The organism is Acinetobacter sp. 826659, assembly GCF_000588515.1.
GTDB lineage: Bacteria > Pseudomonadota > Gammaproteobacteria > Pseudomonadales > Moraxellaceae > Acinetobacter > Acinetobacter pittii.
This window is the reverse complement of record NZ_JFYD01000007.1, coordinates 24,705-50,314: the sequence shown is the minus strand read 5'-3', so window position 1 is coordinate 50,314 and position 25,610 is coordinate 24,705. Positions and strand designations below refer to the sequence as shown.

Sequence of the window (25,610 nt, the reverse complement as noted above, 5' to 3'; positions counted from 1 at the left end):
TTTTTTGATCTAGTTCTTGTGACAAACCATCCAACAAGGCATAATCGAAAACTTACTTTTTTGACGGTGCGCGGTTTACGCATCCGTCCTTTCAGCCAATATAGTTTGGATAATCTTCATCATGATGCGAACTCATTACTGTGGCTCTTTAACTGAAGCCCAAATCGACCAGACCGTTACTCTATGCGGTTGGGTACATCGTCGCCGTGACCATGGCGGTGTTATTTTCCTTGATATGCGTGACCGTGATGGTCTCGTTCAAGTGGTTATTGACCCAGATACTCCAGAAGCATTTGCAACAGCAGATAAAGCACGTTCTGAATATGTATTAAAAATTACAGGTCGTGTTCGTCGCCGTTATGAAGGTACTGAAAACCAAAATATGGTGAGTGGTCAAATCGAAGTTTTAGGCAAAGAAATCGAAGTTCTTGCTGCTTCTGAAACTCCGCCATTCCCGTTAAATGATGACACGATTAACGTGTCAGAAGAACACCGTTTAAAATATCGTTTCTTGGACATCCGTCGTCCAGAAATGTTAGATCGCTTACGTTTCCGTTCTAAAGTAACTAACTTGATCCGTAATTATTTAGACGATCACGGTTTCTTAGACGTTGAAACTCCGATTTTAACTCGTGCAACTCCTGAAGGTGCACGTGACTATTTAGTACCAAGTCGTGTACAAAATGGTAGCTTCTACGCACTTCCACAATCACCGCAATTGTTTAAACAATTATTGATGGTGGGTGGTATTGATCGTTACTACCAAATCGCGAAATGTTTCCGTGATGAAGACTTACGTGCTGACCGTCAGCCAGAATTCACTCAAATCGACATTGAAACATCGTTCTTAAACGACGATGAAATCATGGATTTGATGGAAGGCATGACTGTTAAATTATTTAACGACTTGCTTGGCGTAAAATTTGAAAAATTCCGCCGTATGCCATATAGCGAAGCAATGCGTGACTATGCATCTGACAAACCAGATTTGCGTATTCCATTGAAACTCGTTGACGTTGCAGACTTAATGCAAGAAGTAGAGTTCAAAGTATTTGCTGGTCCTGCAAAAGATCCTAAAGGCCGTATTGTTGCTTTACGTGTTCCTGGTGCAGCTTCATTGCCACGTAGTGCAATCGATGAATACACCAAATTCGTTGGCATCTATGGTGCTAAAGGTTTAGCGTACATTAAAGTTAATGAACTCGCTAAAGGAATTGAAGGTCTTCAATCTCCAATCGTGAAATTCATTGAACCGATTGTACTTGAGCTGTTGGAACGTGTTGGCGCACAAGATGGCGATATCGTATTCTTCGGTGCTGATAAAGCTAAAGTTGTAAATGATGCAATGGGTGCGCTTCGTGTCAAGATTGGTCACGACTTGAACCTTTCAACTTGTGAGTGGGCTCCACTTTGGGTTGTTGACTTCCCAATGTTTGAAGAAACTGACGATGGTAAATGGACTTCTGTTCACCATCCATTCACGCTACCTAAATCTAGCGTAGAAGACGTGAAGAGCAATCCAGGTGAAGCACTTTCAGTTGCTTACGACATGGTATTGAACGGTACTGAAGTTGGTGGTGGTTCACTTCGTATTTACACATTAGAAATGCAAAAAGCGATTTTTGAAGCGCTTGGTATTTCTGATGAAGAAGCAGAAGAGAAATTCAGCTTCTTACTTAACGCGCTTCGTTATGGTGCTCCTCCTCACGGTGGTTTGGCATTTGGTCTTGACCGTTTAGTTATGCTTATGACTGGCGCGACTTCAATTCGTGACGTTATTGCGTTCCCGAAAACTAAGACTGCTGAATGTCCACTTACTCAAGCACCTGCTCCTGTTGAAGCAAACCAGCTTCGTGACTTGGGTATCCGCTTACGTGAAAAGCCAAAAGCTGAAGAATCTAAATAATTTTTTAGATCTTCAAATTAAAAAACCCTGCTTATGCAGGGTTTTTTATTAAACAATATCAAACAAACATTCAGTTTTCATAAGCTATGCTTTGCGAAAAAGCACGTTAGTGGCATAATAGGCTGCTTTCAATTAAAAGGTCAGCTATATGGCTATGCGCCCTGATGTACGTCGACATGCTTTAGTCGTGATTGTATTCTCCCTCGCACAATGGTTTTTCATGCGCTATATTCTTGCAAATGAATTATTTAACATGACTACAAATCAACGTATTTTATTTTTCTGTGTAAGTAGCTTGGTTGGTGCATTGCTCATTTTTGTTGCATTGATTTATATGGTTTTAAAAGGAAATGCGGATAAACAGGGATAAATATTCCTGTTTATCTGTAAGCCAAGAGTTATCTCATTTCTTTTAAATCAAAAATTTTTTCAGCCAATATTTTATATAGGTTATATACTTCACCGGGTAATAAATAAATATTCCTTTAGGTTTATAATTATATTTCAAAATTAAGCGATTAATTTTAAACTCAATATCTAGAAAACGCTTTTCCTTGCGGTATGGTTGAATAACTTTCATCATTTCAACAGCCATTTGCAAACCATTTTGAGAAAAACTCTCATCATGAATACGATACCGACAAACTACTTGAGGAATATATTTTAAAACTTTACCTTGTTTAGTCAGTTTTAATAACATATACCAATCTTCAATTTTCATGTTTTCATCATAACCGCCAACTTCAATAAGGTCATTTAAATGAAACATCTGAGTTAGAGTTGGTAAGTCATGAAGATTTAATAAAATTTCATCAAAACTATATTCAGAATGAGTCGAAATTCTTTGTTCTAAAACTTTACTTTGGGAATCTATTAACTCTATAGCGGCAAATACACCATTAACCTCTTTATGAGCCTCTAAATATTCTACTTGTAATTGAGTTTTAGTGGGCAACATCATATCATCAGAGGCAATCATACTTACATATTTGCCCTGACATAAAGAGAGAGCTTCATTTAAAGTTCTACAAAGGCCTTTATTTGATCTAGTATTAAAATATACTCGGGTAAATCGTCTGTCACATTCTGGTAAAATATCTTTAATTTTATCCACTGATCCATCTTTTGAGCCATCATCAATTATAATCAACTCAATATTCAAATATGTTTGATCTATGATGCTTCTAATACTCTCTTGAATATAAACTTCATGATTATAACAAGGAATTACAATAGAAACTAAAGGCTGCATTAATTAGACCCTCGTGGCGAGAATATATTACACAATTCAATAATATATTTGGTTTCTTCAATAGATTGCGTAGGCCCCATTGGTAAACTTAATACTTCGTCATGAATACGCTCAGTTAAAGGAAAACTTAGCTCATTCCATTCTTTGTAGGCTTCTTGCTTATGAGGTGGAACTGGGTAATGAATGAGAGTTTGTACTCCATTACTCTTAAGAAAGTCATGCAGTTCATCTCTATATTTAGATTGAATAACAAATAAATGCCATACATGCTGAGAATAATTTCTAGCATCAATATTAAATAATGGCAGCTGAATAAAAGGATTATCTATCCCTTCTAAATAGAGTTTAGCTAATTCACGTCGATTTTTAATTTCATTATCTAAATATTTTAATTTTATATCTAACATCGCAGCTTGGATTTCATCAAGACGGCTATTGATGCCTACAAACAAATTTTTATATTTTTCATGCGAACCATAATTACGTAATGCTCTCAAAGTTTGAGCAAGTTCATAGTCATTAGTAGTAACAGCTCCGCCATCCCCTAAAGCGCCTAAGTTTTTACCTGGATAGAAACTAAAACCTGAAGCATCTCCCCAATTTCCTGCTTTTATACCATCAATTTGCGCACCATGTTCCTGTGCTGAGTCTTCTAGCACTAATAGTCCATGTTCCTGAGCAATTTCAATAATTCTTGGCATATCTGCTAACTGCCCATACAAATGAACTGGTAAAATTACTTTCGTTTTTTCTGTAAGCGCAGATTGAATAGACTCTATAGAAATATTTAAAGTTTGTGGATCTGGTTCAACAAGCACTGGCTTGAGATTATTTGTGGTAATTGCCAAAATACTTGCTATATATGTATTTGCAGGAACGATTACTTCATCACCATCTTTTAATTTACCCAGCTCTTTCCATGCACGAAGTACCAAAATTAAAGCATCTAAACCATTAGCGACCCCAACTGTAAATTGAGTTCCACAATAGTTTGCAAAGTTCTGCTCGAATGTTTCTAACTCTTTACCGCATATGTACCAACCGGAATCAATAACGCGATTACATGCAGCCTTTAATTCTTCTTGATATTGCTTATTAATTTGCTTTAAATCTAAAAAATTAATCATACAGATCTCTTTATTAAGGTGAAATGCCCCTTATACCAACTATGCATATCTTCTTCATAAGTTAAATGAGTCGTTGGAAATTGTTCTACTATTCCAACGAATAATAAGACCTTTTAAATAAGAAAAAAGGTCTTATTTTTTAAATTAGAATAGAGAAAATATTTATTTAATTAGCCATTTTTGCAATCTCTTCTACTATAAAATTTTCCAAGAATACCTTTCAACTCAGTAATAAAATCGATAATGCTAAATAATCACTACTATTTTTAGCAGAAAAATTTCATTTTAAGGGATAAGCATTTTGTTATTTAAAAAAGCAATATATGCTTATGAAATTTAGGACAAAAACTTCCCATATTCTTTTAAAATTTCAAAATATGTAGAAGCTCGATAAATATAAAAGTTTTCTAACTCATTTTCTGAGATACGCTGTGCTCCTAATCTCATATGAAAATTATGCACACCTAAATTTGCTTTTCTTACCTCAAAATGAGATTGTTCAAATCCAAGTTCTTCAAAAGCAATTTTGTAAATTAATAAAGCACTTTCAATGGCTGCATAACGTGTTTTGCTGGAATTCAAAATCCAGCTTCCCCAACAGAATGATTTAGGACTATTTCTAAAATCATATAGGCGAATAGTACCAATTTTCTCATTATTGTCATTTCTTTCAATAATGAAGTAAAACTCTTCTAAATTAAGCTCTCTTTCTTTGTATTTTTTTATCCAATTAACTTGTTCATCAATAAGAGCAGTAGATTGTGAGATATATTTGTTTAAATTTGGGTTATTACGTAAATTACAAATAAATTCAGCGTCATACTCATCAACTAATCTTAAATGTACTGTTTTAGCACTCAAGTTTTTAAATTTCATTATGAACAACCCTTAAATAATCTTTATAATCACGTATATAATCAGATTCATCATAATGATCACTTGCCAAAACCAGAAGGATACAATCTTCTGAGAAATCATGCATTTCATGCCATACAAGTGGTGGTATTTTCAAACCTCGGTTTGCATGCTCCAACAAAATTTCTTGTTTTTCCTTCCCATTATCCATCACCATTTTACATGTGCCTTTTATACAAAAAGCAATTTGATGAAGCTGCTTATGAGCATGGAAACCACGTGGAATATCAGATTTAGTATCAAAAATATAGTAAAGTCGTTTAACTTCAAAGGGGATATTTTGATTTGATTCAATAACCACTAATCCTCCTCTATAGTCTCCTAAATTTGGTAAATTAACCCATTCAATTAAATTCATTCGTCATTAGCCCCAACCAAAGAGATTAAATATTGACCGTAATCATTTTTAATCATACTATTGCCAATTTTTAAAATTTGTTCTTTATTTAACCAACCTTGGTTAAAAGCAATTTCTTCTAAGCAAGCAACTTTGTAACCTTGACGTTTTTCTAAGGTTTCAACAAATTGTGCTGCCTCTAATAAACTACTATGAGTGCCTGTATCTAGCCATGCAAAACCACGCCCGAGCAACTCAACATTTAAATTACCCTGCTCTAGATACATTTGATTTACTGTAGTAATTTCTAACTCACCACGATCAGAAGGTTTTACTTTTTTTGCAATTTGAATAACATCATTATCATAAAAATATAGCCCCGTTACTGCAAAATTAGATTTAGGATGCTTGGGTTTTTCCTCCAAAGATACTGCTCGGTGTTGTTCATCAAACTCCACTACACCAAATCTCTCAGGGTCTTTTACTTGATAACCAAAAACTGTTGCCCCCTGCTCGCGTGTAACCGCTTGACGTAACATCGGAGTAAAGCCTTGTCCATAAAAAATATTATCACCTAGTACTAAACAAACATTACTATTTCCAATAAACTCTTCACCAATAATAAAAGCTTGTGCTAATCCATCTGGGCTTGGCTGTATTGCATATTGCAAATGAATTCCAAATTGAGATCCATTACCCAAAAGACGCTCAAAACTATCTTTATCTTCTGGTGTAGTAATGATAAGAATATCTTTAATTCCAGCTAACATCAGTACTGAAAGTGGATAATAAATCATTGGTTTATCATAAATGGGGAGCAGTTGTTTCGATACTCCTTTCGTAATTGGATATAATCGGGTCCCAGAACCACCCGCTAAAACAATACCTTTTGTATTCATTATACACTTACACCTAATCTTTCACGTTGGTAGCTACCATCTTGCACCCGGCGACACCACTCTAAATTATTTAGATACCATTCAACTGTTTTTCGAATCCCACTTTCAAATGTTTCTTTAGGTTTCCAATTCAGCTCTTTTTCAATTTTTGATGCATCAATGGCATAACGTAAATCATGTCCAGGCCGATCCTTAACAAAAGTAATGAGTGATTCATATTTCAATCCTTCTGAAAGGGGCTTTAACTCATCCAATATTTTACAAATAGATTTTACAACTTCGATGTTCTGCTTCTCATTATGACCACCGATATTATAGGTTTCTCCTACAGTTCCCTTAGTGGCCACTTGATATAGCGCTCGGGCATGATCTTCTACATATAACCAATCCCGAATTTGATTCCCTTCACCATAGATAGGTAAAGGTTTTCCATCCAAAGCATTTAAAATAACTAAAGGGATAAGCTTTTCTGGGAAATGATAAGGGCCATAATTATTTGAACAATTTGTTACTATCGTTGGTAGACCATAAGTTCGATTCCAAGCTCTTACTAAGTGATCGGAACTTGCTTTGCTTGCCGAATAGGGAGAACTTGGTGAATATGATGTTTTTTCAGTAAATAAATCAGTTGTTTCTTCTAAATCCCCATAAACTTCATCAGTTGAAATATGGTGAAATCGAAAATTTGCTTTTTTCTCCGTATTTAAAGTCATCCAATATTTACGCACAACTTCTAACAAAGTATAAGTACCAACAATATTAGTCTGAATAAAAGCAGCAGGCCCATCAATTGAACGATCAACATGAGATTCAGCAGCTAAATGCATAACAACATCGGGCCGAAAAGCTTCTATCACTTTAGTTAGAGATTTTTCATCACAAATATCAATTTTTCTGAACGAATAACGTGAATTCTCTTCTATCTCAAATAAAGATTCCAAATTACCAGCATAAGTTAATTTATCAATATTTAAGACTTCATCTTGTGTAAAATTAATAATATGGCGAATAACAGCAGAACCTATAAATCCTGCTCCGCCCGTAATTAAATATTTCATTTTCTGCTTATCCTGATGCTTTATTAAAAGCATCATGAGTTATGATATACAATTCGGTATTTTATTACTTTTTATAGTAGCTTTGTATAAACAAAATGGTATTTTCTTTTGAAATATGGATAAAATTCAAGCTACTGTTAACTTTAGTTCTATTAATTTATTTTATTATTTGGTCAATATTTTCAATAAAATTATACAGGTTTAATTTCAATTACAAAAAATATAGAATAGTACGAATGCAATTCACCCCCTCTAAACTCCACATGGCCAAAATCTTAATCTTATGCGTATCTTTAAAAGATAGCAAAACAAGACAAGACAACATATCTCATCAAATACAAATCCTCAAACAAGCTGTTTCCGATATTCAAATTGATTTTCATTTTTTTGAAGCAGTGTATGGAAAAAAACTTCCACCTGAATACCTTTCATTTATTGATCTGCGTCGTCAATTTTCAGGCTTGTGTGAGCATGCGTTAGGTCCAAGTGAAATCGGTTGTTTCTTGAGTCATATGATTCTATGGCAACGTCATGCACAAGGGGAGTATGCGCAATATGATCGCATCATTATTATTGAAGATGATGTTATTTTTAATTTTAATCAAATTCATGAAAAACTGATTTCACTCATTGAAACCAACCCCTCTTTTGCATTTTTAGGTGGTCATTCCCAACCCTCTAGACGCCGCATTCGAGGTTATACTAGTCAAGATCAATTATATTTTAATACAAGTGGTCCTAAAGACCTATATACCGCTACTTTTGCGTACTCACTCACCAGAGAACAAGCTCGTATATTTATTGAGAAACAAATCAAGCGTTTAACCTATATCGATGACTGGAAATATTTATTACAAAAACACTATACTGTGCCATTTTATTTCTGTTTTGAGCATGATGATGAAATTCCTAGTTCAATTGCATCCGATCGCCAGAATTTTATGAAAAAACCAAATCGGTTTAAGAAAAATTATCGAAAGATTCGTAATGACCTAGTCTCTCGTATTATTTCTTTATTTTTATTTAAAAAAATTATTCGCCTGTCTACTTTTATCGCAGCAAATAATAATCGCTTAAATATATCAGTCGATAATAAGAGCAAAGATTAAGATGAAAAAATACCTTTTTATTCAAGATCATTTATATGGTGGCGGTGCAGAGCAAATATGTATTGATACTGCTGTTGCGCTTAAAGAAAAAGGTCATGATGTGGCAGTCCTGTTATTAGATTCAAACAATATTCGTACAACCTACCCTCAAGACTTGAACCTAATCAAATTCGATATAACGCCAGCTTTCATGCAAGGTAGTATCAAAAAAAATAAGTTAAAAAGTGTTCCTTTAGAGCAACAAGCTGAACTAATACAAATCATTAATGACTTAGCACCAGATACTATTATTGCTGGTCATTCACATGCTTTTTGGTTATCACCGATTCTGACAGGGAATGTTTGGTTTTGGGTACATGGTGATATATTAGGTTTAGTACGAAAACAAAATTTAGGCTTCTTTAAGTATTTAGAAGCACTGAAGAAGTTTACGCAATGTAAAAAATCCTGTAATTACTTGTTTAAAGGGAAACAACTTATTGTTGTTAATCAAGATATTAAAAATCTTATTCAACAGCATATTCAAGAGACTACGGTAAAAGTCATTCATAATGGTATTAATGTCAAACGACTCAAGAGTAACTTACCAGATGATAAAAATAGCATTAAAAAAAAATGGAATACAATTTTTGTCGGACGTTTATCTGAAGAAAAACAACCTGATGTCGCAATAAAAGCTTTTGCTGAAAGTGGTCTAACTGGACGTATGGCAATAGTCGGTGATGGACCTTTATTAGATGAATTAATTCTCCTTACTGAAACTTTAGGACTGACTAAACGTATTGATTTTTTAGGTTGGCAAACTCAGCCTAATCAGTTTATTCAGCAAAGTAATAGTCTAATTTTGACTTCACGCTCAGAAGGTTTCGGACTCACGATTGCTGAAGCATTAATTTTAAATATACCTGTTGTTGCTTACAATTGTAGTGAAGGGGTAGAGTACCAACTCTCCTCTGGAGAACTTACTCAAGGTCTAGTGGCTTTAAATGATATACAAGCTTTGTCTCAACGACTTTATCAAGTAGTCACCCATCCCTATGTGATTCGAGCACAAGACATACAACGCTTAAATATCTCAGAAATGGTGAAAGCCTTTGAAGAACTGTAAGCACCAAAAATTTAACTTTCTATTTTCAGTAACTTATAATGCATATCTCTCGTATAATTCTCAAAAAATGGTATAAACACCAACAAGCAAAAAAAGCGAAAACTTTTGACTCCCATTGGTATATGCGTTTTGGCTGGTTAGAACAACCATTTACTACACTTGAACAATTAGATTCACTCTTTGAGATCCATTCCCCTAAAAATTTTACATTTGCAGATAGCTTTTATGCTTATGAAAATGGCCGTCATTTCATTTTTTTTGAAGAAGTCGATGACCAACATCCGGTAGGTTTCCTTTCTGTTTTAGAAGTCTTTAAAGATGGAACTTACACACCCCCCGAGACAATCTTAAAGCTCGACTACCACCTTTCTTATCCTTGTATATTGAAAATAAAAGATACTTGGTACATGATCCCAGAGACTTCGGCCAACAAAACTATTGAGCTCTGGCAATGTACTGAGTTTCCGCTGAAATGGGAAAAGCATTCTAATCTTATTGAAAATATTGAAGCAGTCGATAGCACCCCTTTTTACCATGAAGGTTTATGGTATCTTTTTACCTCAACGCGTCGTGATTGTAAGAAATTTGGTGATCGCTTAGACCTATTCTTTACCGAAGATATTTTAAATCCTAATTGGCAAGAACACCCATTGAACCCAGTGTGTAAAGGAAAAATTCAATATAGGATGGCTGGAAAACCTTTTTTCTATCGGAATAAACTGGTTCGCCCAAGTCAAGACTCCCTAAAGCGTTATGGCGGACATATTGAGCTTAAGGAAATCATAAAATTAAGTCCGAAGGAATATGAGGAAAGACTGTACGAAACAATCTATCCTGAATGGAGCAAAGAGGATGATGGATGTCACACTATTGATGTACATTCAAACTTCGTTGTTGTGGATGCGATCCGTTTGACAAAAAAAAATAATTAGCGTTGTTGTCTCAACGCTAATTTATAAATATCTAATGTTTTATTAACCATTGCATTTAAAGATAATTCAGCTTCAGCTTTATCAAATGCAGGCTTAAACTCATACTGAATATACTCAAAATTTTCACTAGCAACTTTAATTAATTTTTTAATTTCCAATACAGTATTATCTTTTGCAATATATTTTTCTGGAATAAATTCTCTTACCATACCCACATCAGTGGCAATTACAGGTTTATGTACTAATAATGCTTCTGCAACAATTAATGGGCCTCCTTCTCTCAAGGAAGATACCACCACCAAATCACTTGCTGCTAAGTATGGATAAATGTCTTGCTGATAACCCACTAATTTAATTTTATCCTGTAAATGCAGATCTTTAATTAACTGACTTAAATTTTCATGCTCTGGTCCCTCACCTAATATTTCTAGCTGAGCCTCCAAACCTTGCCATGCTTCTATGAGTCGATCAAAGCCTTTTACTGGATCTAATCGGCCAATTGCGATGGCTTTTTTTAGATTTGTTCTAGGTATATCGTCAGTTAAGCTTTTTTCCTGAGCAACCCCATTATAAATAACATGAACTGGTCGATATTCTCTAGCTTTATCTCCAACCGCCTGACTTACAGTAATTACCTCATTAAAATGACGATAACTACGCATGTTATTTTTCATACCATGAATGGTTGCCACACTTGGTACTTTTAAAAATGGTATAAGAAAGCTCAAAATTTTTGAAGCTTTTCCACCTTGAGAATGAACAATATCAGGACCAATTTTTCCAATTTCTTTAAAGAGAGAATAGAGAAGACCGATATTCATTCTTCCTTTAGAAAAATCAAAATAATGACAATGAAGATGCTCTAATTTAGGTATTTCATTTCGATAGTTTAAGTCTAAAAACAAATGAACTTCTTGCTTTTCTGATAATTCTGCACAAAGCTGGAAAGTATGTTTTTCTAAACCACCAATCTTTCCACCATCCGTTGCCATAATCTGAACAATTTTCATAGCTTGCCTACTTATTTTTATCTTTATTCATGGTCTGTTCAAACAGTTTGGCTTCTTTTAGAAATGCATAAAATGCGTTAATCATACTATTTACGAAACCACGCCAACCATTTAAGAAACTACGGCGAATAAAATAAGACTTCATAAAAGTCACAGGCATCACCAAAACCAATTTAGCAACGCTTGGAGACTTTCCTTTTTGGTATTTCTCTAACGCTTTTAAGTTGGAATATTGGTTATTTTTTTCGACCTTAACGAAAATACTCGACTCACCATAATGATAAATATCATGTTGAGCACGCTGAGATTCACCGTCTACAATCACATTTTCATGAACTTTATTAGCAAGGTCATAATGCCCTTTAGACTTGCGGAAAAAACGTACCTTTGCATGTTTTTTAGTATGTTTACTGTTTGGAACACCTAAGAACACATCATTAATTGGTGTGATTAATGCATCAAGCTTGTTCTGTTGAATAGTCTCAACAATCTCTTGTTTTAACTCGTTAGATAAGACTTCATCACCATCTAGATTGAGTACCCAATCATTTCGGCATTTTTCTAAAGCTAAACTTTTTTGCCCAGCGTAACCTTGCCAGTCTTGGTGAGAGATTTGCGTATTTTCAAAGCGCTGAGCAATTTCATAAGTATTATCAGCACTGCCAGAGTCTAAAATAATGACTTCATCAAACTCACTGACACTTTGCAAAGTCCGCTCTAACCAAGCGCCACAGTTTAAAGTAACAATATAGACACTACATGGAATTTTATTCATAACTTATAACGTCCTTTAGCAAGGGCGATACGCATCTGTAAAGCATTCATGGCACCATGCGTGCTGACACGTGGAATATTAAATTGATTACCTGCTTCATACGCTTCGATTTTTTTACGAGTCGATACTGCGTTTTTAAAGCCAATCTCTTGAGCCATTTTCTGGTGCTTTTCATTAAATCGACCAAATGGATAAGCAAAACTCGGGCACTTTCCAACTAATGCTTCAACATCACGCTTAGACTGAAGCATCTCATCATAAGCAGTTTGATCATCAAGCTTAAGTAAGTTCACATGATGTTGGGTATGCGCACCAAATTCAATCAAACCAGAATTCGCCATTTCATGAATTTGTTCATGAGTGAGCTTTTCGATGCCTTCAATTCGTGTCGCCAAATAAATGGTTGCCTTTGCATTATATTTTTTTAGTAATGGATAGGCATAAAGATAATTATCCATAAAACCGTCATCAAAACTTAAAGCAACCACATTCTTTTGATTACGATATTGCTCAAGCTCGGAAACAAAACAAAAAGTAGCTCCTTTGCGCGTCAACAACTGTAAGAGTTGTTCAAACTTTTCAGGTGGCATATTCATGCCAGAGGCCGCATCTTTAGGGGTAACCTGATGCAACATCACAATGCGTGGTAATTTGTTCGAACGGAACGGAAGCCAGAATGTATAATTACCCAGCACATATAACAGTGCAGCAAGTACTAATAGGCCTACCGCAACGTACAAAAACCACATCATGCATAAACCTCATGTGACCATTCATAATCTTCTGAAAGGGGCTGCTTAAATGTCACCTCAACCATAAATTGGGTGATGCGCTTAGCATTGAAAGATTTACGTGTTTTCTCCCAGCCCTCTTTCGCTATTTTTTCAGCCTGCTCTGGATTTTGATCAAAGAATTGGATCTTCTTGGCCAAATCAAACTGATCATCAAAGTAAACAACTTCTTGCTCAGTGTAGAGTTTCTCAAAACCCGGAATTCTTGGGCTAAAGGTGAGTAAACCATTACCAGTCAGCTGTACAATACGGTCAGAACTATACAAGGTTACATCATTACGACGTGAGTAATTAAGTCCCATTTTTGTTTCAGACAGAACTTTATAATACGCTTTACCATAAACACCAGGTTGTTCAAAACAACCATAATATTGATAGTTCACATGGCCTTGTTGTAAAGCATCTGCCAAGTCCTTTAAGAACTTCTCACGCTCAGGTTCTTTATAAACCACACCACAAAAAATAAAGGTCTTATCCGTATTAGCATTTGAAAATTGCTGTAGTGTTTCTACATTACGATGCCCCACATTTGGCAAGTAGGCCACACTTAAATGAGGCTGTTTTAACTTTTGTAGATATTCACCACCTGTTGTACAGAAAATAGCATCTAAATACGGAGAGAATGCTTTAACAAAGTCGAGTTTGTTTTCAAGATAAAGCGGATCAACATACCAAAATGCAATTTTAGTATTTGGATAAGATTCTTTAATTTGTCTTAGAACATCTGGACTCATTAAGTCACTATGTCCAATCAGTACCAAGTCAGGTTCAATATTATTGACGACCTTTAGTACTTCTTTATTAGCCCAATGGGCACCCATTTTTTTTTTTTAAAAAATGGTCCCCATGGGAGCCATATCGCGAAAACTAAAATCATAAACGAAATGGCCATTTTCAATTAATCCGGCAGAAATTTTACGGTCTGTGCAGTAAAAATGGGCGCCTTGTTTATTAAAGCCAAAATTTGCAATATGCAATATTTTCATTTATTTACTCAAAATAAAAAATTTAATTTTTTGCTAAAAGATATGTTGCCACACGGTCCGCTTCTTTAAAAGCATAAGGTTGTGGTAACTGTACAACACAAGTCTGCTGTGAAATTAATTTTGATTCTAACATTTGATCAACTGAGTACGTAATCCGGTCGTCTTTCAAACGATCCATTGCCATCACCCCGACTCGACAACCCGCAGTAAGTGCCTCAAAAATCATAGAGACGCTGTCTTCTGTTACCCAGACAGCTTCTGCTTTTTGCATTTCTTCGAAAATCCAGCCTTGAGGTGTTTGATCAACTGGAAATATGTTTAAATGCTGGACAAAACTTTGTTGTCTTAAAATATCGACAAACTCTGCTGGGGTTCGACGAGAAGTGGTCAGAATAATTTCAGCGTCTGGATTATTCTCAACAATTTTTTGAACACTGATTAATACTTTATTTTGGTTCCATTGATGTCGTTTAGATGAACCACCTAAAGCGATTAAAACTCTCGCGGTTTGATGACGATTTTGATTACGGATAGGATTTAATGCACCACGCGTGACAATCACATGGTTATCGGCGTGAATACCGTCATGCTCCGGAATAACAGCATAATCAAAGCAACCAATAGGTAAACTCGGCTTCATTAAAATAATGGTTTTAGCCTTTTTAAAAATTCTACCGAGCAACCAAACACGAAAATGTGTGTGGCTTCCCACCCCAAATATAAAATCAGGCGCTTGTTTAAATAAGGAATTTTTCGAAGAGAAGAGTGCCTGAATTAAGGAAATAATAGGTAAATCAGAAATTAGGACCTCTTCAAAAGTTGTTTCTGGCTGTTGTCTTTGCATTGCCTGAAACAAGCCTAATGCTTGTGAGCGGTGCCCTGCCTTACCATCAGACACATAGACAATATGCATAGAAGCTCCCTAAGCCAAAAAATAAAAAGGCGAAACTTATGTTCGCCTTTTTATGTTAACGGATTAACTTATTTTACGTAAGTTAACCAGTGTTCATATTTCGGATTTCTACCTTGAACCGCATCAAAGTAAGTTTTTTGGATTTCAGTGGTAATTGGGCCACGAGTACCCGAACCGATTGGACGGTCATCATATTCACGAATTGGTGTTACTTCAGCAGCAGTACCTGTGAAGAATGCTTCGTCTGCAATATAGAATTCGTCACGTGTAATACGACGCTCAACAACTTGGTAACCAAGATCTCTTGCGATTGTCATCACAGTTTGACGTGTAATACCATCAAGCGCACCACCAGCAATATCTGGAGTGTGTAAAACGCCATCTTTAATCAAGAATACGTTTTCACCTGAACCTTGGCATACATAACCTTGTGGGTCCATTAACATTGCTTCATCGTAACCTGAGTGTGCAACTTCTTGATGAGCAAGAATTGACAACGTGTAGTTACCAGATGCTTTTGCTTTACACATGGTCACGTTTGGATGATGGTGAGTAAATGATGAAGTTTTAACGCGAATACCTTTCGCCATCGCTTCATCACCAAGATATGCACCCCACGCCCACGCAGCAACAGCGGCATGAATCGTGTTATTTGTTGCTGCAATACCTAGTTTCTCTGAACCGATCCAGATTAATGGACGTAAATAGCAAGAAGCTAATTTATTTTCACGAACAACATCGATTTGTGCTTGTTCAAGCGTTGCTTGATCATAAGGCACTTTCATTTGATAAATTTTTGCTGAATTTAACAAACGTTTTGTGTGGTCTTGAAGACGGAAAATCGCTGTACCTTTAGGAGTTTCATAAGCACGAACACCCTCAAATACACCCATACTGTAGTGTAAAGTATGGGTTAAAACGTGAATCTTTGCATCACGCCAATCAATTAATTTTCCATCTTGCCAAATAAAACCATCACGATCAGCCAAATTCATGGAACACTCCAAATTGTTATAAAATCATTCACTATCCAACTCAACCGAGGCGGTTGGGTCTATTAATCTTTGCCATAAATTGCAAACGACCGCACGGGTACTACGCCAGTCCGCTGCGCTGACTTGCATGGATTGATTTGCAAGGGCTAAACGGTGGCTTTCGGCACGTTCACTAAGATAGGCTCGAATTAATGCTGTGGCATCTTCACTGGATAAGCAGTCTGCTTTAGCAGCATCTTCTAATATTCTTACATTATCAGAATAATGGGCGAGATCGGGTTTCGTCCCGCTCCATGCAAGTACAGCATACTGTGCCATAAATTCGATATCGACGATACCACCTGCATCCTGTTTTAAATGAAAAATACCATGTTTTTTTTGTTCAGAAGACGAACCTAGGTGGTCTTTCATTTTCTGACGCATTTTCAACACTTCCTCACGAACATAAGCCTCATCTCTAGATTGAGTCAATATCTCGCGTCGAAATATTTCAAATTTCTGGCAAAGCACCTCATCACCTGCAATAGAGCGGGCACGTACTAATGCCTGATGTTCCCAAAGCCATGCACTTTTCAACTGATAGTGTTCATAGGCTTTTAGACCTGTTACCAATAAACCTGCTTCACCTGAAGGTCTTAAGCGTGTATCAATTTCATAGACACGGCCATCTAGCGTTTGCGTAGTCATCAAAGACATAAACTTTTGAGCGACACGCATAGCAAACTCAAAGCCACTAATTGACTTGGTTCCATCCGTATCGGATTGTTCATCTAAATAATGAATAAAGACAAGATCTAAGTCAGAACCATAACCCAGCTCAATACCACCCACTTTGCCATAACCAATGACAGCAAAAGCTTTATAGTCGAGTGAGCAGCGTTTCCCATCAACATCACATGGGTAACCATGACGCTTCGCCACAGTTTGATAAGCTAAATGCAGGGTTGCATTGACACTCACTTCAGCAATATCTGTTAATGCATCGGAAACCTTCATGAGAGGGCTTTCAGCTAAGACATCACTTGCAGCAACAGTGAGTACATTACTCTTTTTAAACAAGCGAAGTGCTCGCATTTGGTCTTCGACCTGATCAATTTCAATGCGAAGCAATTGCTGACGTAATGAGTCTTCTAAGTCCTTACGCTTTGGCAACTCGAAATCCATCGATAAGAACTCATCCAGCAGTACTGGATATTGCGTTAACTCTTCACAAATCCACGGGCTCACCGTCGCCATTTTCACTAAGCGTTGCAATGCTCCCTTACTTTCAATCAGCATCACTAAATACACGGTTCGACGCATGACTGATTCAATCAGCGGCATTAAACGCAATAATGCAGTTTGTGGTTGTTCAGACTGTAAGATCGCTTCGATTAAATGAGGCCAAAACGTTTTTAAACGCTGCACAGCATTTGAAGGAAGTTTTTTAAGTGCGTGGCCATGCCAAAACTCATGAATTAGATTTTTCGCATTGTCATCTAACACCTCATCTAACTGCTGCTCTAACTGCCCAAAATTTTCAGTTGCGGCATTAGAGCTGGTATCTTCAATCAGTTGCTTAAATTGAACTTTTACCTTTTGACGTTTTTCATTAAGAACATCAAGAAACTCATTCCAGCTAGCGAAATCTAAGGTATCAATAATGCGTTGTCTTAAGTCCAATTCTTCTGGTAATAATTGGGTTTGCTGATCGTTGAGCGCTTGAATTGCATGTTCAACACGGCGTAAAAATAGGTAAGCATCTTCAAGTTCTAATACAGCTTGTTTTTCTAATAAGCCAGCTTCCCCAATGTGCTCAAGACTCACTAAACATTGACGGTCTTGTAACTCACGTTTAGACCCGCCATAAATAAGCTGAAAGACCTGAACAATAAACTCAATTTCACGAATACCACCCGCTCCGAGTTTAATATCATCCTCAATATGACGACGTAAGACTTCGCGCTCAATCATCGCTTTCATATCACGCATGGCAGCAAAAGCGGTGTAATCGACATAACGGCGGAACACAAAAGGACGTGTCATTTCTAACAAATCCTGCCCTTCTTTACCTCCAGTCACTACACGCGCTTTAATCCACGCATAACGTTCCCACTCACGGCCATGTTGACTTAAATATTTTTCTAAAGCGGCATGACTAATCGCTAGTGCCGAACCGTCTCCCCAAGGACGTAAACGCATGTCTACTCGAAACACAAAACCATCGGCAGTAATGTGTTCAAGCAAATAAATGAGTTTTTGTCCCCACAAAATACAGAACTGCTGTACATCAATACATTTACGACCGTTGGTTTCACCTTGCTCATCAAAGGCAAAAATTAAGTCGATATCACTCGACAAGTTAAGCTCTTGAGCACCAAGCTTACCCATGGCAACAACAATCAAATCTTGCACTTTGCCAGAGTAACTCACAGGTTCACCGTGCTTCGCCACAAGTGCGACACGCGCAAAATCTTTTGCAGCACAAATACTGGCATCGGCAAAATCAGAAAGTTCACGAGTGAGTGTGACAACATCCGTCAGTTGGTTGGCATCCTGCCAAATCCAGCGGAACATTAAACGGCTACGTAAAATGCGCATTCCGCGCATCCAAGACGTTTCATCACCAATCCCATCTAGCGTGGTCTGTACAAATTGGTAAATCTGTTCGGTCGAGAGCGGTGCAGTAAATTGATCTATTTGATAATCTTGTTCTAAAACAGCTTGATGCAAACCTAAAACTTGTTCTGCGTACTGACTGGCACGCAATGTTTTTTGTAACTGCTCCGCATTCATATAAAAAGCTCTTTTCCTCGTACTCTGTTTTTAGTTATAGCAGTTCGAGTAGTGTTAGGAAAAGGGATTAGACTAATTTTGCTTCTGATGAAGAATGATGTTCGGTATGCACCTCATGACTTTCTTGAGCTGAAGGTAATAGAACCTTAAATGTCGTTCCTACCCCTTCTTTAGAATCAACAGTAATTTGCCCCTGATTAATCTCGACAAAACGCTTACAAAGACTCAAACCTAAACCAGCACCTTTTTCCCCTGCAGTGCCTTTAAAGCTTGCAGTAATACGTGGATGGAATAAATTTGCCATTTGTTGCTCGGTCATGCCCAGACCTGTGTCTCGAACAGTAATTTCTATATTTGCATCTGCTTGTTGAGCTTCAATAAAGACTTTGCCTGATCCATCAACGTCGGTAAATTTCAGAGCATTTGACACCAAGTTTTGAATTACAGAAGTCATCATATTGATATCGGCGTAGATGTTTAAATCATCTGGAACACCATTAACCAGTTCAATATTTTTCTTTAAAGCTAATGTGTGCAGTACATCGCAAACGATATTGCTGACTTGTCTAAGCTTAAAGTTAATCGGGTGATAGACAAAACGCCCTCCCTCAGCCATCGCCCATGTCAGCAAACTTTCAAGCAAGTTATAGGTCGATTGTGAGGTGTCATATAAATAATCTGCAATATTTTGAATACTAGATTCATCTAAAGTTTCACGCTCTTTAGCGAGTACCTCAGAAAATCCGAGCAATCCATGAAAAGGCGCACGTAAGTCATGCGAAATAATCGAGAAAAATTTTGTTTTACTCGAATTAAGTGCCACTTGTTGCTCGTATAATTCATTTAACTCTTCGTAGTTAAACTTCAACTCGACTTGTTGCATAAAACTAGAACAATAATCGAGCAATAATTGAATATCATCATCTTCAAACGTTGACGCATCATCATCGAAAAAGACAGCAAACCCCATTGAGGTTTTATCAGGGTGTAAAAGATGCACAGCCAATGCCCTGCTGCACTCAATATTTAATTCTTTTAAATAGTTGATTAAATTTTGATATGAAGGATGTAAGTGATTAATCACCTGTTGTTTGGCGAAGCACTGTTTTAAATGCTTTGATGGCTTAAACGAAATGGCTGTCATGCCCTCAGGGCAACGATGCCAAAAGTAAGGTTCCTGATTAAAAGTCAATAAGGCTTTTTTACAATTCAAAAGACGAAGACTAAACCGGAAAAATTGCTCGATGTAGTTCTGCTCGGCATTTAATCCAAGCAACAGGGATATCCTACAAGCACTTAACTGCTCAACCTGATTTAGTTCTAAACGTTGGAATGTCATTGCCCGCCTCACAGATTATGTCGTTTTTGGTCGGAACCGCTCTCAAGAAATGTACTTATAATCATTATGATCTACTACAAACTTTAACACAGTACATTAAAAGAGCAACGTTCTTTTCAAAATAGAAATGTGAAGTTTCAATTAAAGGTTTTCAGATACATAAAGTGGGTATGCTTGAGGAAAATACAACAAATGTTTGAAGGTAAAGAGTTGTAAGATGTTAGAAATGCGAGTTCAGAATACTCGTAAAAGATGGTCAAAAAATATTATTTGTATTCGTATGACGGCTTAGGGTGTGATTCGGCTTTAATGAAGTTCATTTTTTGAATTTGAATCAATACATTTTCATAAAGTGTAGCGACGGTAAATGGCATTCCATCTTTACGATAGATCCTGTACCAATGTACTTTGCCATCGATGTATTTAGGTTCGTAAATGGTGTCGACAGGTATTAACGCAAATTGGCTATTCTTCCATGCATGACGAAAGCTTGGTTTTTCATGAACGGTTTCTGTTCTGGCACTATAAGTTTTGCGGCAAATCTTTAAGTCTTTGGCCCAAGTTGGCACTAAGCCACATTTAACTTGTCGCCACTCTACATTGCCATCATTTGAAAATAAGAGTGGGCAATCTGCACCAGAGTAAATGTCATTGCTATATTCGAAAGTGGGTTCAAACAAATCTAAGAGGTGAACACGGTCTTTTGAAATGGGTTCATAGTTCGCACACATAGCTCACCTCTTTATTAGATTTATAATTTATTGTGATTCATCTTCTGATTTCTTTTTGTTCTTTTCTGTACTTGATTCACTATCTGAATTTTTAGTTTCTTTATCACTTCCTAATTTACTTCCGATAGTACTGCCAGCTTGCTCAATTGCTTTTATAGCAATATTTGAAATATTTGTTGGAAGATCTTTTACTGTGTCTTTAGAACCTTCAACAATACCAGCGTCTTTACCAAAGTAGTCAGGTATCAAGCTAAGATGAACATCATTACGTACCGATTTATCAAGACTCCCAATAAATGGACTTAATGTATTAAGTTTTAAGTACATATTTTCACTTTGACGCCAGTGATTATAGGCGCGAATAGCAATCCTACTTGCATAGATAACAGCTAAAAATAAAAGTAATGAAAAGCTCAATCTAAAAATAAGATAGTTAAAAGCATATTTTTGAGTTGCTTCACGTTTTATTGTTAAGTCTTTCATACATTCTTCGTATGACTTTACTTTTTCTTTTGATGAATCCTTTTCTTTTGAATTATCTAAATTGTCGCAAGACTTTGTACTTACATATTGATCGTAATAGCTGTCTACTCCTATATAAGCACTTACTACTGAAGCAATAATAATAACTGCACTAATAAAAGTGACAAAGAAGTAGGAACTTTTTTCAAAATTTGACTTTTTATGGTAGTGAGCAGACATTTCAGCAACTGCTTTATTTGTCATTTTATCTTGATAAAGTTTTACATCACCAAGAAGAGATTCAAGCTCAGTCTTATTGTTTGATAGCTTAGATTTTAAATCTACAACTTGAGGTACTAAATCGTTCTGATATTGTTTTTTTATTTCATCAAGAGAGTTTTGATAGTTAATTAAAGCATCATTAGCACGCTCTTCAAATAATCTTCTTTGTTCATCAAAGTTTTCATCTCTACTTAACTTATAATCCTCAATAAATATTTTAAAATCCTTAATAATATTGGCAACACGATCTTCTAAAATAATAATTTTATTATTTAAAAAATTAGAGGACAAAATATCTTTATCATTCTCTATCATAGGCTGAATTGATGAATCTATATCCTTACTCTTAGTAACCGAGTAGTTAATAACCCATGTATATGGTTCTGAATTTACAACTCTTAATAAAGGATTATCATTAATTGAAGAATCATTTTTTTGGAATACTAAAGAAAAAATCCAATCTTTTATTTTATTTAAGAAACTATTTATCATTACAAAAAATTTTTTTATAATGACAGTCCTATCTATATCAGCATGAGAAAATTCACTTACATTATCTTGCAATTCCTTATAAAATTCTTCTATAAAATTATTTACATTTTTATAATTGTTTGAGTCAGCAACCAAAAGATCTTCAAGATCAAAAATAATATCTTTAAGATATTTTGAATATGTATCCAGATCAATACTATAGTATTTAACCAAATTGGAAACATATGAAGAATTCTTAAAGTTAATAATATATATATTTAATAAGTTTGCAATATTATTAAAATATTTCAGATTATGTTTTTCTTGTTCAGTAAATAACATTTTTAATCCCCAACTCACGGAATTCTGACAAAATAACCTTCTGGAAGCTCTACCAGTGGCTCAGCAATACGAACTAAAAACTCAACGTAACAACGTTCCTAACTTTTCATAATTTTCCCCATTTTAGAAATTATTTACCTTCAGTATCTGATTTACTTACACCTGGATTTTTTAAATCATTAACTACCTTAAAAAAATCAGTATTTGCCTTAATATTCTCATGCATTAAATTTTCACCACCTGTATAACTTTCATGATGAATGCCATTACCAAAATATTTATAGGCAAGATCAAAACGAATTTTCTCTTTCAGTTCAGGAGACATGCCCGACATATAACGAGGTAATGCATCAAGCTCTTTCGATGTCCGATATGCTTCATCAGCTAAACGACGGTTCATAAAAGATCGTTTTAAAAGAAAAGCGGCAAGAGTTGTAGAAAGGATAAGGATAGAAACCTTTTGAATATAAAATGTTGGAGTTTGATTTCCATAAAATTATTCAGCCATTTTAAATTTTAAAAATTTAGTATTAATATCAATAAACCAACCAGAAAAATATAAAAATATGAAAAATAGAGTTATATAAAATGCAGCTTCATAAATACGTGCAATTTTTTTGAATTTATCAGAATCATTTTTAAATATATTATAAACATCAATATTTTTAAGATCATCTAGTGAAGTCTCAATATTTGAAACTTTTTCATTTAACTTAGAACTATTTTTATTAAATTTTACAATTGCATTTTCAATATCACTTCTAAATTTAATACTATGTAAAACACCAAAAATATTATTTAAAAAAGATTCAATTGTATTAAAAACTGGACTATTATAAGATTCAGTAATTATATACTTACCTTGAACATCTTTTTCTTTTAATAAAAAATCAACATTATCCTCAAGAATTTGAATATTATGTTCAACAATACCTAAATCCTCATTAAATGGACTCCTTAAAAAAACTTCTTCATCTAAATCTTTAAAATTAGAAACAACATCACTATACAACTTATCTATTCGAATAAAAAAGTTATAGATATCATTATTATCTAATCTAGACATATTTTTTAAACAGTCATTAAGTTTAGCTTTTTGCTGATCTAATTTTTCTATTAATTTTAATATTTCAACTCCTATTAACATTCTTTCATTTGCCACAACCCACCCCAAAAATTATTATAAAGTCTTGACGCGTAATAGTATCTAAGCTACTGTAAAAACGCTAGATAGACATAAGTCTTTTTAGTCAGGCGTGAGAACCTGAAAAACGAACTAAGACGCACAAAAGTCCGTCTACGGGCTATTTTTTTGCGTAAAATTCAGCTTTGCTGTTCATGGCAGGCTGGATAGGGCAGCCTTTTGGCTGGCCGCTTCTTAGTTCGCGGTATTCTCACCCCTGTTCAGTCTGTCACCATTATCGTGAGAAGTAATGGTGTCAGGTTAAAACTTAACTTGAACTAAGGACAAGCAAATGAAAACATTCGCTTTAAAGAACTCCCCTACTCAAAATTCCGTTCAGGAACATACTCCAGTCCACGATTTAGACTCATACTTAAAGCAAAAGCGTCGTCAGCAAAAATTAAAGCTCCTCAAGCGCGCCTTTGAAGGTGGCGTCTTCTCAATCATAGTTGTCTTAACATTTTCCATAATATCAGGCAGATAAGCGACATAGCGTGTCGCCACCACCTATATTTTCAAAGCAGATTTTAAGAAAATACACCTATGATCAATAGACAGGGGAAGAAATGCACTCAACACTAGACATTAATAAACAAAAGAAAATGGCGGCTGAAAAAATACTAGAAGAGATTAAATATCCACTTGAGAACCTTCAAAACTTACTTTTTGCTTTTCAAAAATGAAAGTCGATGATGGTTTAAAAGAACAAGAATTTAGCGCCATCATCAACACACAACATCATCAAGTAGTCAACATTAAATGCGCGGTTCATGCTAAAGGAATTAAAAGAAGCCCTGATTAGGCCGGGTTTTGGTTATTTAGAAAATCTATCCCAATTTCTTAAAATATCTGGGTGACTAAAACAGGACTTCTCAAAAAAAGTAACAATAAATGGCATCATATAATCATTGTAAAACTGATTAAATATTCCAGTATTTTTTACCAATTCATGCCAATCTAGTAAATTTGTAGCTGCCCACAGTAAAGTTAACTGTTCATGTTTTGACATTGAATTTGAAGTCGCTTTTCTAAAAAAAGCTTTTTCTTTTTCAGTAATTTCAGCATCATTAATTAAATCATAAATACTTTGATATATAAGAAAATAGCTATTAAGTTCTTCCAATCCTTTATCATTACCCGCAATGTCGATTAAAGTTTGATTATATAAATTACCAATTTGTGCTCTTGTTAGTCTTAGTTCAAATATTTGTTTTTCCGCGTAAAAAGTAAGTCCGATTTCTTTAAATATTTCCTCAGCATGCCAAATACGTCCTTTAACAAATAATTGAATCGTATTGTATTTAGCAAGCTTGTAATTCATCAATGAATTATATGTATTAAGAAAATTCGAATACATTGTTTCCTTAAGTTGTGCTTCATGAGTTGATTTGGCTAGATCTAATTGTTGAGTCGTTGATTCTCTAGCCTGTTGAAGCTGTTCTTTTGTAGCTTCTTTTGCCTGTTCAAGCTGATTTTTTGCTGCCTTTCCTGCTTGCCTAAGCTGTTCCGCCATCGCCTCTCTTGCATATATATTAGCTTGTCTCTGCAAATAGGCTGTATAAATAACAATTATTAACGTGAGAGATGTTAAAAGCGCAGTTAATGCTCCAAAAATGTCACCTATTGGACCTAATGAAGTAAATGCCTCTGGAGTAAAAGGAGGTTTAACTAATAGTTTAAACACCCATTCTTTAAAAACTAGAGGAAACGTTATCCATAAAATTAAAATAAATAGGATTCCTAAACCCCATAAAAGTCTTTTTTGAAAATCAGTTAAGTTCATATTCGATGATTTTATTTAAATTGATTTGCATAAGTCTCAGCTATAGAGACTAACTTTGAACGCGTTTCTTCGCGTGTTTGACGGTACAACTGAGTCAGTTTTATTTCATCATATATTATCAAAATTCCA

At 35.3% G+C, this 25,610-nt stretch carries 23 protein-coding genes and 4 pseudogenes; 7 read left to right on the top strand and 20 right to left on the bottom strand.

Features of this window, described 5'->3' with window-relative positions; all coding sequences use genetic code 11:
• Positions 1-121: 121 nt before the first annotated feature.
• Both aspS and J663_RS14740 read left to right on the top strand, forming a co-directional pair.
• Positions 122-1,906 carry an aspartate--tRNA ligase gene (aspS, locus tag J663_RS14745; protein WP_005064200.1) on the top strand — a complete coding sequence of 595 codons (1,785 nt, stop codon included), beginning with the start codon at positions 122-124 and terminating at the stop codon, positions 1,904-1,906.
• A gap of 148 nt (positions 1,907-2,054) precedes the next feature.
• A complete protein-coding gene (locus J663_RS14740) occupies positions 2,055-2,276 on the top strand; it encodes a hypothetical protein (protein WP_033850677.1) in 222 nt (73 codons plus the stop codon).
• Positions 2,277-2,318: 42 nt separating this feature from the next.
• Here J663_RS14740 and J663_RS14735 read toward each other — a convergent pair whose 3' ends face one another.
• The 6 genes from J663_RS14735 to rfbB form a co-directional block, all read right to left on the bottom strand.
• Complete coding sequence (locus J663_RS14735) at positions 2,319-3,158, bottom strand: glycosyltransferase family 2 protein (RefSeq protein WP_033850675.1); 840 nt, start codon at positions 3,156-3,158, stop codon at positions 2,319-2,321.
• Positions 3,158-4,285, bottom strand: a complete 1,128-nt coding sequence (locus J663_RS14730) for a DegT/DnrJ/EryC1/StrS family aminotransferase (RefSeq protein WP_033850673.1) — start codon at positions 4,283-4,285, stop codon at positions 3,158-3,160. Before J663_RS14730 ends, J663_RS14735 begins: the two co-directional genes overlap by 1 nt.
• A gap of 336 nt (positions 4,286-4,621) precedes the next feature.
• Positions 4,622-5,161, bottom strand: coding sequence for a GNAT family N-acetyltransferase (locus tag J663_RS14725; protein WP_033850671.1), 540 nt, complete (start codon positions 5,159-5,161; stop codon positions 4,622-4,624).
• The gene (locus tag J663_RS14720) at positions 5,151-5,558 is read right to left on the bottom strand and encodes a sugar 3,4-ketoisomerase (RefSeq protein ID WP_033850670.1); all 408 of its coding nucleotides are present in this window, start codon (positions 5,556-5,558) and stop codon (positions 5,151-5,153) included. Before J663_RS14720 ends, J663_RS14725 begins: the two co-directional genes overlap by 11 nt.
• Complete coding sequence (gene rfbA / locus J663_RS14715; RefSeq protein ID WP_033850668.1) at positions 5,555-6,436, bottom strand: glucose-1-phosphate thymidylyltransferase RfbA; 882 nt, start codon at positions 6,434-6,436, stop codon at positions 5,555-5,557. Before rfbA ends, J663_RS14720 begins: the two co-directional genes overlap by 4 nt.
• A complete protein-coding gene (gene rfbB / locus J663_RS14710) occupies positions 6,436-7,494 on the bottom strand; it encodes a dTDP-glucose 4,6-dehydratase (protein WP_033850664.1) in 1,059 nt (352 codons plus the stop codon). Before rfbB ends, rfbA begins: the two co-directional genes overlap by 1 nt.
• 263 nt (positions 7,495-7,757) lie before the next feature.
• Between rfbB and J663_RS14705 the strand changes: the two genes are divergently transcribed.
• The 3 genes from J663_RS14705 to J663_RS14695 are packed head-to-tail and all read left to right on the top strand — an operon-like array spanning position 7,758 to position 10,643.
• Positions 7,758-8,603, top strand: coding sequence for a glycosyltransferase family 25 protein (locus J663_RS14705; protein ID WP_033850821.1), 846 nt, complete (start codon positions 7,758-7,760; stop codon positions 8,601-8,603).
• Position 8,604: 1 nt separating this feature from the next.
• Positions 8,605-9,711 carry a glycosyltransferase gene (locus tag J663_RS14700; RefSeq protein ID WP_033850663.1) on the top strand — a complete coding sequence of 369 codons (1,107 nt, stop codon included), beginning with the start codon at positions 8,605-8,607 and terminating at the stop codon, positions 9,709-9,711.
• 38 nt (positions 9,712-9,749) lie between these two features.
• Complete coding sequence (locus tag J663_RS14695; RefSeq protein WP_033850661.1) at positions 9,750-10,643, top strand: hypothetical protein; 894 nt, start codon at positions 9,750-9,752, stop codon at positions 10,641-10,643.
• Here J663_RS14695 and J663_RS14690 read toward each other — a convergent pair.
• From J663_RS14690 to J663_RS19655, 12 genes and pseudogenes are all read right to left on the bottom strand, one after another.
• Positions 10,640-11,653 carry a glycosyltransferase gene (locus J663_RS14690; RefSeq protein ID WP_033850659.1) on the bottom strand — a complete coding sequence of 338 codons (1,014 nt, stop codon included), beginning with the start codon at positions 11,651-11,653 and terminating at the stop codon, positions 10,640-10,642. The two genes, J663_RS14695 and J663_RS14690, sit on opposite strands and share 4 nt — an antisense overlap.
• Before the next feature lie 7 nt (positions 11,654-11,660).
• Positions 11,661-12,428, bottom strand: a complete 768-nt coding sequence (locus tag J663_RS14685; protein ID WP_033850658.1) for a glycosyltransferase family 2 protein — start codon at positions 12,426-12,428, stop codon at positions 11,661-11,663.
• Positions 12,425-13,180 (bottom strand): polysaccharide deacetylase family protein, encoded by a 756-nt coding sequence (locus J663_RS14680; RefSeq protein ID WP_033850657.1) that lies wholly within the window; start codon positions 13,178-13,180, stop codon positions 12,425-12,427. The genes J663_RS14685 and J663_RS14680 overlap by 4 nt, the downstream gene beginning before the upstream one ends.
• Positions 13,177-14,205 (bottom strand): annotated as a pseudogene (locus J663_RS14675) (glycosyltransferase family protein). The gene J663_RS14680 and the pseudogene J663_RS14675 overlap by 4 nt, the downstream one beginning before the upstream one ends.
• 22 nt (positions 14,206-14,227) lie before the next feature.
• Positions 14,228-15,118 (bottom strand): mitochondrial fission ELM1 family protein, encoded by an 891-nt coding sequence (locus J663_RS14670; protein WP_033850654.1) that lies wholly within the window; start codon positions 15,116-15,118, stop codon positions 14,228-14,230.
• 68 nt (positions 15,119-15,186) lie between these two features.
• On the bottom strand, positions 15,187-16,113 hold the full coding sequence (locus J663_RS14665) for a branched-chain amino acid transaminase (protein ID WP_004705670.1): 927 nt from the start codon (positions 16,111-16,113) through the stop codon (positions 15,187-15,189).
• A gap of 24 nt (positions 16,114-16,137) precedes the next feature.
• Positions 16,138-18,888, bottom strand: coding sequence for a bifunctional [glutamate--ammonia ligase]-adenylyl-L-tyrosine phosphorylase/[glutamate--ammonia-ligase] adenylyltransferase (gene glnE / locus J663_RS14660; protein WP_033850652.1), 2,751 nt, complete (start codon positions 18,886-18,888; stop codon positions 16,138-16,140).
• Between the two features lie 67 nt (positions 18,889-18,955).
• A complete protein-coding gene (locus J663_RS14655; RefSeq protein WP_033850651.1) occupies positions 18,956-20,227 on the bottom strand; it encodes a sensor histidine kinase in 1,272 nt (423 codons plus the stop codon).
• Between the two features lie 290 nt (positions 20,228-20,517).
• Positions 20,518-20,958: pseudogene (locus J663_RS14650) on the bottom strand (SOS response-associated peptidase family protein); the annotation flags it as partial.
• A 27-nt stretch (positions 20,959-20,985) separates the two neighbouring features.
• A complete protein-coding gene (locus tag J663_RS14645) occupies positions 20,986-22,515 on the bottom strand; it encodes a hypothetical protein (RefSeq protein ID WP_033850649.1) in 1,530 nt (509 codons plus the stop codon).
• A 130-nt stretch (positions 22,516-22,645) separates the two neighbouring features.
• A complete protein-coding gene (locus J663_RS19660) occupies positions 22,646-22,915 on the bottom strand; it encodes a hypothetical protein (protein ID WP_228132959.1) in 270 nt (89 codons plus the stop codon).
• A gap of 96 nt (positions 22,916-23,011) precedes the next feature.
• The gene (locus J663_RS19655) at positions 23,012-23,677 is read right to left on the bottom strand and encodes a hypothetical protein (RefSeq protein ID WP_228132958.1); all 666 of its coding nucleotides are present in this window, start codon (positions 23,675-23,677) and stop codon (positions 23,012-23,014) included.
• Positions 23,678-23,990: 313 nt separating this feature from the next.
• Here J663_RS19655 and J663_RS19135 point away from each other — a divergent pair, with 313 nt between their 5' ends.
• Positions 23,991-24,182: a hypothetical protein gene (locus J663_RS19135; protein WP_081404770.1), complete on the top strand. Its 192-nt coding sequence runs from the start codon at positions 23,991-23,993 to the stop codon at positions 24,180-24,182.
• Between the two features lie 82 nt (positions 24,183-24,264).
• Positions 24,265-24,500: pseudogene (locus J663_RS19650) on the top strand (hypothetical protein).
• 12 nt (positions 24,501-24,512) lie between these two features.
• Here J663_RS19650 and J663_RS14630 read toward each other — a convergent pair.
• Both J663_RS14630 and J663_RS19725 read right to left on the bottom strand, forming a co-directional pair.
• A complete protein-coding gene (locus J663_RS14630; protein WP_033850647.1) occupies positions 24,513-25,481 on the bottom strand; it encodes a cell envelope integrity protein TolA in 969 nt (322 codons plus the stop codon).
• Between the two features lie 11 nt (positions 25,482-25,492).
• A pseudogene (locus J663_RS19725) lies at positions 25,493-25,591 on the bottom strand (XRE family transcriptional regulator); the annotation flags it as partial.
• Positions 25,592-25,610: the final 19 nt, after the last annotated feature.